General features: G+C 45.2%; 13 protein-coding genes. 6 read left to right on the top strand and 7 right to left on the bottom strand.

All coding sequences use genetic code 11. From position 1 onward, the window contains the following. The first annotated feature begins 154 nt into the window (after window positions 1-154). Window positions 155-790, top strand: coding sequence for an FMN-binding negative transcriptional regulator (locus Nant_RS07205; protein ID WP_054340964.1), 636 nt, complete (start codon window positions 155-157; stop codon window positions 788-790). Between the two features lie 204 nt (window positions 791-994). Here the strand turns inward: Nant_RS07205 and hmpA are convergent, their stop codons facing one another. Further along, the gene (gene hmpA, locus Nant_RS07200; protein ID WP_054340963.1) at window positions 995-2197 is read right to left on the bottom strand and encodes an NO-inducible flavohemoprotein; all 1203 of its coding nucleotides are present in this window, start codon (window positions 2195-2197) and stop codon (window positions 995-997) included. A gap of 497 nt (window positions 2198-2694) precedes the next feature. Here hmpA and Nant_RS07195 point away from each other — a divergent pair, with 497 nt between their 5' ends. Then, the gene (locus Nant_RS07195; protein WP_202904965.1) at window positions 2695-3336 is read left to right on the top strand and encodes a potassium channel family protein; all 642 of its coding nucleotides are present in this window, start codon (window positions 2695-2697) and stop codon (window positions 3334-3336) included. A gap of 67 nt (window positions 3337-3403) precedes the next feature. After that, window positions 3404-3601, top strand: a complete 198-nt coding sequence (locus Nant_RS07190) for a hypothetical protein (protein WP_054340961.1) — start codon at window positions 3404-3406, stop codon at window positions 3599-3601. Between the two features lie 136 nt (window positions 3602-3737). Here the strand turns inward: Nant_RS07190 and gloB are convergent, their stop codons facing one another. From gloB to Nant_RS07160, 6 genes are all read right to left on the bottom strand, one after another. Beyond that, window positions 3738-4511: a hydroxyacylglutathione hydrolase gene (gene gloB / locus Nant_RS07185; protein WP_054340960.1), complete on the bottom strand. Its 774-nt coding sequence runs from the start codon at window positions 4509-4511 to the stop codon at window positions 3738-3740. 126 nt (window positions 4512-4637) lie between these two features. Next, window positions 4638-6209 (bottom strand): GMC family oxidoreductase, encoded by a 1572-nt coding sequence (locus Nant_RS07180; protein ID WP_054340959.1) that lies wholly within the window; start codon window positions 6207-6209, stop codon window positions 4638-4640. A gap of 18 nt (window positions 6210-6227) precedes the next feature. Further along, entirely contained in the window at window positions 6228-6752 is a 525-nt protein-coding gene (locus Nant_RS07175; RefSeq protein WP_054340958.1) for a twin-arginine translocation signal domain-containing protein, read from the bottom strand. A 52-nt stretch (window positions 6753-6804) separates the two neighbouring features. Beyond that, window positions 6805-7200: a VOC family protein gene (locus tag Nant_RS07170; protein ID WP_054340997.1), complete on the bottom strand. Its 396-nt coding sequence runs from the start codon at window positions 7198-7200 to the stop codon at window positions 6805-6807. A 709-nt stretch (window positions 7201-7909) separates the two neighbouring features. After that, window positions 7910-8227, bottom strand: coding sequence for a ribbon-helix-helix domain-containing protein (locus Nant_RS07165; protein ID WP_054340957.1), 318 nt, complete (start codon window positions 8225-8227; stop codon window positions 7910-7912). Window positions 8228-8308: 81 nt separating this feature from the next. Then, on the bottom strand, window positions 8309-9043 hold the full coding sequence (locus tag Nant_RS07160; RefSeq protein WP_054340956.1) for an FCD domain-containing protein: 735 nt from the start codon (window positions 9041-9043) through the stop codon (window positions 8309-8311). Window positions 9044-9314: 271 nt separating this feature from the next. Here Nant_RS07160 and dctP point away from each other — a divergent pair, with 271 nt between their 5' ends. From dctP to Nant_RS07145, 3 genes are all read left to right on the top strand, one after another. Further along, window positions 9315-10463, top strand: a complete 1149-nt coding sequence (dctP, locus tag Nant_RS07155; protein ID WP_054340955.1) for a TRAP transporter substrate-binding protein DctP — start codon at window positions 9315-9317, stop codon at window positions 10461-10463. Window positions 10464-10566: 103 nt separating this feature from the next. Beyond that, window positions 10567-11271 (top strand): TRAP transporter small permease subunit, encoded by a 705-nt coding sequence (locus tag Nant_RS07150; RefSeq protein ID WP_054340954.1) that lies wholly within the window; start codon window positions 10567-10569, stop codon window positions 11269-11271. Beyond that, window positions 11268-12824, top strand: coding sequence for a TRAP transporter large permease (locus Nant_RS07145; RefSeq protein ID WP_054340953.1), 1557 nt, complete (start codon window positions 11268-11270; stop codon window positions 12822-12824). Before Nant_RS07150 ends, Nant_RS07145 begins: the two co-directional genes overlap by 4 nt. Window positions 12825-12846: the final 22 nt, after the last annotated feature.

Raw genomic sequence — 12846 nt, 5'->3', positions numbered from 1 at the left:
AAACAAAAACGTGTGACAGCTAGTAAATATAGAATTCAGGGGTTAGATAGTTACGTATATGAACTTAGGGGAGGGTGCGTTGAATACAATAAAGAACCATTAGAGCCGGTTGCTAACAAGAGATAATCAGAGTGTTACTTAGGAGTATATAAACATGTTACAACCCCAGATTTTCCGTGAAAATCGGATTGAAATCATGCATGATATTATGCGCATGCAACCGTTTGCAAGTTTGGTTTCTATGCAAGAAGGAGACATTGTCGCCGACCATATCCCTCTGATAATCCATCCCGAATTATCTACTCAGGGAACTTTGCGGGGTCACATTGCACGCAGCAATCCCATCGGAAATAAACTGGATGAAAAACTCGAAGCACTCGTTATGTTTAGGGGGCCCCATCACTACATTACTCCATCATGGTATCCCTCAAAAAAAGAACAGGGTAAAGTTGTTCCTACCTGGAACTACATTGTGGTCCATGCACGTGGAAAGATTAAATTTCACCAGGATGCCGACTGGATCCTTTCTCATCTGACCGAACTAACAAGCCGCCATGAAAGCGGGCGTAAGGAGCCCTGGAAAGTCTCTGATGCCCCTGACGATTATATTGCACGTCAACTGCGGGCTATTACTGGAATTGAGATTGAAATCACAAGTTTACAAGGTACCTGGAAAGTTAGCCAAAATAAGACGATAGAAGATAATCAGGGTGTTTGCGCTGGATTGAAAGCAGAATTGTCTGAGACGGCGCAGGCGATGGCTGCCTGTGTTGAAGGTAAGCGCCGCTAAATAGACGCACTTAACCCTAACGGTATTGAGCCACTTTTTTGAAAGTAGTATCGAGTGACGCATTCCAGAGTAGCAGCGGCTTACCATTAAAGAGGTGCTTGAGATGCCGTTTTATCATCTGGTCATCGAAGCGCTGTTACGTACAGCGCTACGAAACTTAAATGCTAAGCTGCGACTAGGCTCTGAGATACGAAGTGACGCTTTTTAGAGCGCTTCGTTAGGTCCGAAGACTTCATAATGAAGTTGTTCTTCATTAATGTTGAGTTGTTTTAGCTGGCTGTAAATTGCTTTCATAAAAGGCATCGGCCCGCAAAAATAGTACTCTGCATCCTCTGGGCATAAGTCGCTGAGCATGTCGGTATTGATATAGCCTGAATAGTTGTAATCTACTCCCATTTCAGCATGGCTAATATCTTCGTAGCAAACAACTTTAGTCAGATTGGGCAGGTCCGCGTCAAGCATATTCAGATGTTCTTTAAATGCATGCGTCGCCTTATTTCGTGTTCCATGCAGCCAAACTATAGGGCGATTATCTCCTCGCTTCGTTAAATCATTGAGCATGCTCAGCAATGGCGTAATGCCAACGCCGCCACTGATCAGGACTAAGGGCTTATCTGTGTTTTTCAGCAAAAAGTCACCACCAGGCACGTGCACTTGTAAGGTATCGCCTACGTTAATATCTGCGTGTAAATGGTTTGAGACTAAGCCATGGGGTGTGTTTTCCTGTGGAGCCGGCTCTTTTTTAACAGAAATACGATAGTAATCCTTGTTGGACGAGTCGGACAAGCTGTATTGGCGGAGTTCTGTATAGGGGAAACTATCGGATTTTACTTCCAGACTGAGGTATTGGCCCGGATGAAACTCAGGCAGAGGCTTGCCATCTGCCGGTGTTAAGTAGAAGGAGGTAATCTCACTGCTTTGCTCTACCTTACGGTCGACGTTAAACGCTTTAAATCCAACCCAGCCATGATCAGCGGCTGCTTCATAAAGATTTTTTTCAACACCGATTAAAATGTCTGCTAAATGCCCATAAGCATCACTCCAGGCAGAGATGACTTCGTCTGTTGCTACGTCTTCACCAAGCACCTTACGGATCGCTTTAAGCAAATTCCGACCCACGATAGGGTAGTGTTCTGGCTGGATATCAAGAGTGAAATGCTTTGCTGCAATGCGCTCTACGACAGGGCCTAACGCTTCTAGTTTATCAATGTTGGCGGCATAACCAAGAATAGCCGACGCCAGTGATGATTGTTGCTTGCCACTGGCTTGATTAGCCATATTAAAGACATGCTTGAGTTGTGGGTTCTCATCAAAAAGAAACGTGTAAAACTGCTGGGTTATATCGTTGCCTGACGCTGAAATCAGAGGGACAGTTTGTTTAACAATGGCAATAGTTGAAGGGTTCACAGAGGTTCCTTAATGATGCTTAATAGATGTTTATAAAATACATCTTATTATGGTAGTGTCATTAAAGTATATTTGCAATACATTTTAAACTGGTTTTCCCCCGATTTGCCGGACCCTTGGTTAAAAGCTGTATTGCTTTTGATACGGCTCCCCGCACGCCAATAATGCCAGTTGATAAAAAAGCGGATGTCATAAATTGATACTTTAAATAGAAAAATCAAATAGGTTACAAATCAAAATTCATTAGGTAATACTATGATTTTGAATATAAACGAGTATTCATTTGCAATGATGAGTCGGGTTTGGTTACGTCGCTTTCGTACGCTTGTGTTAGCAGTTTGACTACTCGATAGGCAATTAAGGCATAGTCTTCTTAGGCTTGCATGCCGACCAAGGGGTCTTGAAAATGCTAACGCCGCTAGATTACATGAACGATTGGGCTGATGGAATGCGCTGTTTGCAGGCTGCAAGTCGCTTACAATCTAAGTCTCCTGTTAGTGTCGAAGAGGCTAGAGAGATCGGGCACAAATCATGAAGTGATTATTATCGACAGAGATAAAGAAGTAATCGATACGATCAGTGCGGAACTCGACTGTGGTTTTCTGCATGGTGATGGTAGTAAGCCGTCACTGTTGCGTGAAACGAATCCAGAAGAAACCGATGTGCTCTATTGCCTTACCGATCATGATCAGACCAATATTATAGCCAGCCTGGTTGGGCGCTCATTAGGGTTTGCCAAAGTTGTTACTAAAATTGAAGACCCTGGTTATGCACATATCTGTATAGAGCTGGGGCTTGAAGCAACTATAACGCCATCACGCACCATTGGTCGCCATCTGGCTGATATGCTTGAAGGCCGAGACCCGTTAGACCTCTCCACCATGTTTCGTTATGATGCATCGACCTTTTCTTTTGTGGCTCAGGAAAAGCATGTTGGTGCCATGCATGACGTAAAACTACCCAAAGGCTGTCGCATAATGTGTATCTATCGAAACGGAAAACTGATAATTCCGCAAGAAGATGAAAAGATCGAATGGGGTGATGAGGTAATTATTATTACGCACCAGAAGAATCTTGGAGCGTTACATGCGCAGCTGGATTTGGACCTCAATAATCAACCAGATGATTCTGTCGAATAATGCCAACAACGGTAATTGAAAAACTTAAAATTGTCAGGTAATCATATCCCAAGCCAGAAAGGTTGAAATGGGTTGGGTCAAACAAGATAATTGTGGATTGGTTAAGTTCTTATCGGCATTGCCCGGCGAGTATCCACCGGACGTCACGCCCAATGACATACCGGCACGATCAAACAATAAATTTTCATCATTACCTGCGCTGACTGCGGAGTGTTTGACCAGTATTCAGCGTGGTTATGCACTGGATAACCACGGTCAGACCTGAAGTTTAAGCTGAGCAAGCCCATCATGAGGCTAACAAAAGGGTCCAGCCAGCAGATAAATGCGTGCGCTTGCTCCGCCTGAGATGGCGATTATGGATAGTTGCTCCTTTATTCAGAGACTGGGCTAATGTGTTGGAATCAGTAGGAGTCTTTCCAGGCTCGCAGTGCTGTAAACGTCTGTATTTCCGTTTCAATATTTGTGCTGTATCGCTTTTCGATGGCATTTACAATTTCAGAATTATTTGTCCTTAAGAAGGGATTTATTAATAATTCAGTTTGGATATCACTCGGTAGTGTCGATTGGCCTGAGTTCACTTTATTAGAGTATATCTGGTAGATACGTGTTATGTCAGCGTTGCTAGGTTCTACTTTTTTAGCAAATTTCAGGTTTGACATAGAGTATTCATGGGCTGGGTAAATAAGGGTGTTCGTAGGAAGCTTTTTTATTTTTTGTAGAGTATGAAACATCTCCTGTGGCGTCCCTTCAAGTAGCTTTCCACAACCTGCAGAAAATAAGGTGTCGCCGCAGAAAAGGTGGAAGATTTTGCTATCTATGAGGTAAAGAAGATGGTCAAGAGTATGGCCTGGTGCAGCGATAACATTTACCTTATGGCCGAATAAACTAATTTCATCGCCTTCGCCTATAAAGTGTGTAATACCTTCAACTTCTGAATCTCTGGGCCCGAAGACGGTAGGTCGATAGTGTGAGACAAGCTCGGGTATGCCTTGAGTATGATCCAAGTGATGGTGGGTAATGAAAATGTTACTCAACGTTAGGTTGTGTTTCTCTAAATAAGCATGGACTGTTGCTCCGTCGCCGGGGTCGACAACAGCAACGCTATCAGAGTTCGTATCTTGTATTAACCATATGTAGTTATCTTGTAAAACCGCAAGAGGAGTGACTTTTAGCATAATAGGCCTATCAAAAAAGCCCTCATCTAAGAGGGCAAAAGTTTCACTTTTAATGGTGAAATATACCTGAATATCGCTATCTGATTCTCTGGCTTTATTCAGGTATAGAGAAGTGATTCAGTAGGTTTAGATGTTATTGGCTTGCATCTGCGCTGCAATGTATTCGGCTTGGCGAATAGCTAGGGCGACAATGGTGAGCGTAGGGTTTTCTGCTGCACTGGTGGTAAATTGGCTACCATCGGATACAAATAGATTATCTATATCGTGGCTTTGCCCCCACTTATTCACAACACCGTCACTTGCTTTCTCGCTCATACGGTTTGTGCCCATATTATGGGTGCTTGGATAGGGTGGTACTTTAATAGTCCTGAGAGCGCCGATTGATTCATAAACAGCAGACCCTTGCTGATAAGCATGGTTACGCATGGCAATATCATTTGGATGATCATCAACGTGTACATTGGCTACGGGAAGACCGTATTGGTCTTTTTCATTGTGGTTTAATGTGATTCGATTACTTTCTTGCGGAAGGTCTTCACCCACTATCCACATACCCGCCATATTTTCATAATCATCCAAATCTGCGGTGAATTCTTTACCCCAACTTCCAGGATTAAGAAATGCAGCAAGAAAAGGTAAACCCAGCGATAAGGTTTCCATTTCATAACCGCCAACAAATCCTCGGCTTGGTTTATGTTTGGCTTCGTCTTGAATGATGCCTGCCATAGTAGTCCCGCGGTGCATATTCACTGGTTTTTCAAATACGCCATATACTGACCCAGTGACATGTCGCATATAATTTTTGCCGACCTGTCCAGAGCTGTTTGCTAACCCATTTTTGAACATTGCGCTGGCCGAATTTAAGAGCAAGCGTGGGCTTTCAATAGAGTTACCCGCGACACAAACAATACGGGCTTTTTGTTGTTGCTGCTGGCCGTTAGCATCAATGTATACGACGCCGTCGACTTTACCTGCTTTGTTATGTGTTATTTTCAGAACGTGAGCTTCAGGTCTAAGCTCGAAATTACCCGTGCTGTCTGCTTTTGGGATTTCGGTGTACAAGGTTGACCATTTCGCACCCATTTTGCAGCCTTGAAAGCAGAATCCTAATTGGCGACAGGCCGCTCGACCATCACGAGGTTGTGAGTTGATTGCCATGCGGCCTGTGTGAACTTCTTTATACCCCAGCTCTTTAGCACCCGCTTCCATGACTCGATAGTTATTATTGCCGGGCAACCCCGGGATCCCGTTAGTACGAGTCACTCCCATTTTATATTCAGCTTTATCGTAATATGGCTCAAGGTCTTTTAACGTTATCGGCCAATCGAGTAGATTCGCTCCCTCTACATGGCCATATTGGGATAGGGCTTTAAACTCATGCTCCTGAAATCGTAAACTTGCTCCGGCCCAATGTAAGGTAGAGCCGCCCACAGTTTTACAAATCCATGCGGGGAGGTTAGGGAAGTCTTTAGCGACACGCCATTCTCCAGAAGTGGTTCGTTTATCAAGCCACGCCTCCTTAGAAAACATTTCCCATTCTTTGTTTACAAAGTCTTTATTAAAATCAAGGAGTTTACCTGCTTCTAAGCAGACAACCTTAATGCCATTTTGGGCTAATTCATTACTTAGTGTGCCGCCGCCAGCACCGGAACCAATGATGACGACTACGCTATCATCATTAAGATTAAATTTTGTCATTGTTATTATCTCCAATCTTTAATGGTTAGGTAGCCAGTTAATGTCGTTGAATCCCCGTTCTAAATAACCACCGAATGGATACGAAGGGCCTTGATAACCAAACGTGCTCCATATTTTTTCATTGTTATAAAGTGCGACAACAACATGGCCTCTCACTTTATTGAAAAAGGGCGTTTCTTCTATTTGCTTTATGGCGGCTAACTGGCTTTCTGAAGGAAGATCTATAAACGCAGAGTTGGATGTTGAATCTAATGCTTTAACACCAAGGGTCAGTAGTGTTAATAGGTCGTTGTCGGTTTTTGTCTGCTCATCTAACGCTTCAACACAAGCGTCGTAATACATTTCATCTAAGCTAGTATGCGGGTAAAGAACACGACATAATCGGGAAAGAGATTTTCCGGTATGCGTGTCAATCTTTGTTAAAGACATCGCCCATGAGTTTGTGCTTATACTGAGCCCTGAAAGGGTTAGTGCAACAGCGCTTGCTGCAGTAAGGCCGCTCGCTTTGAGGAAGCCTCTGCGGGATAGGTTTTGATTTGTCATAGATACCTCCGGGGTATTATTATTAAATTATCGGAAGTTAATTTTTATATGCTTACTTGAAGCGTCCGTGTCTTTCTATAAATTCGATTTTGTAGCCATCAGGATCGACTAAAAAGAAAAATCGTGCCATCAGATTGCCTTCTCTATGGAATTCTTTGATGTCAGCGGGTTTGAGTGAGTTAGCTAGTAAATGTGAGTGCGTGCTGCGAATATCTTCAATACAAACTGCTAAGTGCCCATATCCCGTTCCGTGTGTATATCTATCAGATTGATCATGATTATGGGTGAGCTCTAGTTCGAAATCGTTCTCATCATTTCTTAGGTAAACCAAAGAGAATCCATCGAAATCTAAACGATCGGCGACCTCCAGTTTAAGGGCCTGCTTATAAAATGAGATAGAACGGTCTAGGTCAAAGACCCTGATCATTGTGTGAATTGCTTTAGCCATTAAAAACATAACCTCTTTGTATTGTTCTAATACAGGTTAAATCTTTAATTGGGCGGGAGGTGGTACTGGAGTACTACATGAAAAATCTATAGATATGAAAATAAACTGCTTAACTGCTTAACTGCTTAACTGCTTAACTGCTTAACTGCTTAACTGCTTAACTGCTTAACTGCTTAACTGCTTAACTGCTTAACTGCTTAACTGCTTAACTGCTTAACTGCTTAACTGCTTAACTGCTTAACTGCTTAACTGCTTAACTGCTTAACTGCTTAACTGCTTAACTGCTTAACTGCTTAACTGCTTAACTGCTTAACTGCTTAACTGCTTAACTGCTTAACTGCTTAACTGCTTAACTGCTTAACTGCTTAACTGCTTAACTGCTTAACTGCTTAACTGCTTAACTGCTTAACTGCTTAACTGCTTAACTGCTTAACTGCTTAACTGCTTAACTGCTTAACTGCTTAACTGCTTAACTGCTTAACTGCTTAACTGCTTAACTGCTTAACTGCTTAACTGCTTAACTGCTTAACTGCTTAACTGCTTAACTGCTTAACTGCTTAACTGCTTAACTGCTTAACTGCTTAACTGCTTAACTGCTTAACTGCTTAACTGCTTAACTGCTTAACTGCTTAACTGCTTAACTGCTTAACTGCTTAACTGCTTAACTGCTTAACTGCTTAACTGCTTAACTGCTTAACTGCTTAACTGCTTAACTGCTTAACTGCTTAACTACGCTCAGTTGCTCTCTAACCGTTTCCATAACTTTTTGTGGTTGTTCCAGATAGAGCGCGCATGCGCAACGCAACAAAGAAGCGAAGTTAGGGACATCTCCATTAATATCTAATGCTTCATCATATATCCGAGATAAAAATTGTGGTGTGCTCAGAGACTGCTCTTCAGCAATAGAGTCTAGTATTACCCAGAATTTTGCTTCTAGCTTCACACTTGTTGAATGACCACTAAGACGAATGGAGCGAAGTATAAAGCGATAATTCTCTGGATTTTGGCCTGCAAAAATATGACACACAACTTAAGCCTCATAGTTATTCTTGTATTTCCGGATTGCGCGTTGATTGTACGTTACCAAAACGCTGAGCAATTATCTTTATTAATCTTCTTCAATCGCCGCCCGAATAATACTTTGCTCGTCTTTTTCAATCTGCCGCAGTGACTCACTGACATGTTGCACATGCGCGATGGCGGCTTTTTGTGCCCATTCTGACTGTCGACTAATGACAGCATGGTAAATCTGGCGATGGTGTTTGTCGATTTGTTGTTTGAATATTTCACGATGACTTAGATTGACTACGGAAGCTTGTACAGAATGGAGTATGAGTTTTTTCAGACTGCTTAGAGTGTGAACCAATACTGGGTTGTGGGATGCTTCAACAATTGCCTGATGAAAGGCGTGGTCAAGGGATGCATTGGTCAGTGGATTAGCGACCTCCATCGCATTAAACGCTTTTGTTATTACATACTGGTCTTTTTCATTAGCACGCTGGGCGGCAAGGTTTGCTGCTTGCCCTTCGAGCTGCGCACGCACTTCAAACAGGTCATATAAGGTTCGGGAGTGGCCAAAGAATAACTGCAGTAATGGGCTGTTATCTTCTGGTGTCGAAATGATCTTGGCAACAAATGACCCCTGGCCATGGCGCGTTTCAACCACACCTCTTCCCTGCAATTCATGTAACGCTTCCCGAATGATAGAGCGTGAGACGCCGAGCTTGGTTGATAACTGACGTTCTGATGGAAATTTTTGATCGGGTGCCAGACTGCCATCAAGAATCAGTTGTTCAAGATGATGTGCAATGGACTGCGAAATCGGGGGTGATTTAGTGGTCATAGGTCAATTTTTACTGGTTGGACCAGTTCAGGTTCCGGGATTGATTGTTTTGCTTTGCGCTTGATTGCGGTAATCAATATGGCCCATAGAGCCTGATCAGTCCATTCAGTCCACCTAAAAACTGGTAGGACCAGATGTTAAAGCCTTGGACGGATCATTCGCAAATATCCAGTATCTTCAAAGTGTGATCTCCCCCAAGCGGTTTCTGAGCCCATAAAGGGATGATTTAAAGACCTGACTCTAAAAATAACAAGGTAGCGGAGAACAATTCATGAAGTTTAAAAATAATCACTCACAGCCAGATAAAACGCCGGCCCGTCGCCGCTTTATTAAAGCCCTCGCCCTGAGCACCGCAGCGATAGCCGGTACAGCGATGCTGGCGAGCCCGCAGGTTATGGCGGCTAAAGTCCAGACCTGGAAAGTCCAGTCTACCTGGGACGCAGGTACCATTGGTTACACTCTGTTTGACGAGTGGGCTAACAGTATGGAAGAGAAGACGAATGGCGCGTTAAAGATCAAGGCGTTTCCCGCCAAATCTATAATCGCGGACAACAACGGTCTGTTTGAGGCTGTGCGTAACGGTGTTATTCAGGGCATGAACCCCTTTACCCTGTATTGGTCGGGCAAGATCCCCGCTTCGGTATTTTTAAGCTCATATCCGGCCGGTCCCGACCAACCGGCCCAGTGGGACATGATGTACTACAAATTGGGAATGTTGGAAAAAACCCGCGAGATCTACAAGAAACATGGGTTGTTCTACGTCGGCCCCATCCAACATGACTCCAATGTTATTCACTCCAAGAAACCGATTACCAGCCTGGCTGACTTGAAGGGAATGAAGATCCGTCTGCCCGGCGGAATGGTTGCCGAAGTATTCCAGAAATTTGGCGTATCATCGGTAAGTTTGCCTGGCTCAGATATCTTTCCCGCCTTGGAGAAGGGCACCATCGATGCCGCTGACTTTGTCGGTCCTGCGGTAAATTGGGAGCTGGGCTTTGCCCAAGTGACCGATTATCTGGCGTTTGGCCCTCCTGGAATGACCTCTTTGTACCAGCCGGTCGATCTGATGGATCTGACCGTCAACCTGCGCGCGTGGAACATGCTGGATGACAAGACCAAGGCAATCGTAGAGCAGGAAGTTCGTAACTACTCACAGAACCATTACCTATCTATCCAGGACGCTAACATCCTGGCGATGCAGAAGTTCAAGGATGCGGGCAGCACGGTCACTCGCATGAGCCAACAGGATGTTGAAGAATTCCGCAAGGCCGCCATTCCGATTTGGTTTGAATGGGCTAACAAAGATAAAGATGCGCGTGATATTTTCAAGATTCAGCTGGACTACATGATGAACGATCTCATCGGTTACGTATCGCCTGAGGATATTAAAGGCTTAGAGCTTAAAGAGTTTAAAGATTAATACGTAACGACTGGATTTTAAGTATTAGTGCTTAAGAAGTTGTTCTAAGGGAGGGGCGGTGGGTCGCTCCTCCCTTTTTTAATACGGGATTAAGGTATAACTCATGTCTGATTTAGAAGGTTTTGGCTTTGTCATGCCGCACTGGGCTTATTGGGGCTGGCTGGCGGTAATGCCATTGATAATGATGGCCCTGGATAGAAGGGCGTCAAAAAAGAAGGAGGCTAAGGTTGAATCCTCCCACTCGAATTTTGCTGAGGTTCAAGCCGAGGAAGACCCGATTATTCTCCACCACTTTGAGGGTAACAAAGTAACCAGAGTGATTGACTGGATATCTGAAAATTCAGGCATATTTGTCTCGTTCTGGACCATCAATGCGGTTTGTTTTTATTTTTTCGAAGTGGTAATGCGTTACCTGTTCAACATGCCGACCATCTGGGTTCACGAAGCCTCCTTTCTGCTGCTGGGGATGCAATATCTGTTAGCGGGTGGATTTGCGTTGCTGCATGGCTCCCATGTTCGGGTGGATGTCGTTTACAACTACTTGCCAGAGCGCGGCCGGGTGGGGATGGATATCTTTACCTCGATGTTTTTCTTCATCTTTGCGTTGGCTCTGATGGGAACCTCCTGGACCTATTTCGAATACTCGATGCAACTGGGTGAAACCACCGTAGAGACCTGGGGGATTCAACATTGGCCGGTTAAAGGGATGATGTTCCTGGGTTCCGTGCTGTTATTACTTGCCGGAATTTCAAAGCTGATGAAGGATATTATGTTGTTCGTCCGGATGGGACAGGAGAAATCAGAATGAGCGGAAGTGTATATGACACAGACGGAAAGCTACTAAACGGCACCAAGCGAGCTTTAGGTAAAGTGGGCACCTGGGTGATGATCATATCCACCCTGGCGTTTGCCCTGGTGATCGGTGTCGAAACCATCAACTCGCTCTTCTACGATTCCTGGGGGGATGATTACTTCCTATTCCGCCTGGCGGGCACCCTGTCTGATATGGAGATCGGGCCGCTGACCTACCTGATGTTCGGCTCACTGCTGGTGGCGCTGATGATGGGGCTGCCGTTGGCATTCGTTACCGGTGGTCTGGGGGTGACCTTTGTCTATCTGGTCGGCGATTCGGCGATGCTTAATATCATCCCGGGCCGTATCTTCCCGATGATGACGAATTCCGACCTGGCCGCTATTCCGTTGTTCATCTTTATGGCCTCGATGCTAGAGCGAGCAGGCTTGATCGAAGAGATGTTTAACGTTGTTTACAAATGGATGGGTGGACTCAACGGTGGTCTGGCGACAGCAACCATTCTGGCTTCTACTATCCTGGCGGCCATGGTCGGCGTCATCGGTGCTGCGGTTGTTACCATGGGTATTATCGCCCTGCCGGCGATGCTCAAGCGTGGCTATGATCCACAAATTGCATTGGGATCAATTATGGCAGGCGGTACCCTGGGTATCCTGATACCGCCCTCGATTCTGGCGATTCTCTATGCGGTAGTGGCTCAGCAATCAGTTGGTGAACTCTATCTGGGTGCCATCATCCCAGGGCTGGGCCTGTCGGTTCTGTACATCAGCTATGTGCTGATTCGCACCAAGATAAACCCTGCTCTGGGGCCGGCTGTACCTATGGAGGAGCGTATTTCCACCCGCGAAAAACTGATGCTGACGAAAGACCTGATCGCACCATTGATCTTGGTGATGCTGGTACTGGGTCTGTTGTTCGCGGGTATCGCAACGCCGGTTGAAGCGGCGGGTATCGGTTCCTTCGGTGCCATCGTCGTCGCTTGGATGCATGGGACCTTTACCATCGAAGGATTGAAAGATGCGTCCGTGCAAACCGCCCGGGCCTCGGCCATGGTGCTGTGGATCATGTTCGGTGCTTCGGTCTTCGTTGGTTTCTACATTCTTCAAGGTGGCCAGGAGTTTATCACCCAGAGCATTCTGAGTACCGGTATGTCGGCTTATGGCATTCTGGTGTTGTTGATGGTGTTGCTGGTGGTTCTGGGTATGTTCCTGGACTGGGTCGGAATCTTATTGCTGGCTGTACCGATCTTTATTCCGATCATTCAATCGCTGACCTTCGATGGCCTGTTCGGTCTTCCAGGGGTGGACAGCGGTGATGTGATCCTCTGGTTTGGGGTGCTCTATCTGGTCAATATGCAGATGTCGTTCCTGAGTCCGCCGTTTGGCTATGCGCTCTTCTATATCAAGGGCGTCTGCCCTCCGGAAATTTCGATGGGCACCATCTTTAAATCGGCGTTGGTCTTCTTAGCGCTGCAAGCCCTTGGTTTGGTGCTCTGCATCGTCTTCCCTAGCCTCGTTACCTGGTTGCCAGGCCTGGTTTACGGCTCGTAATACAGATAACTGAACGACACGT

The sequence above is a fragment of the Neptunomonas antarctica genome (assembly GCF_001305295.1).
In the GTDB taxonomy this organism is placed as follows: Bacteria; Pseudomonadota; Gammaproteobacteria; order Pseudomonadales; family Balneatricaceae; genus Neptunomonas; species Neptunomonas antarctica.
This window is presented reverse-complemented; position numbering and strand designations above follow the sequence as displayed.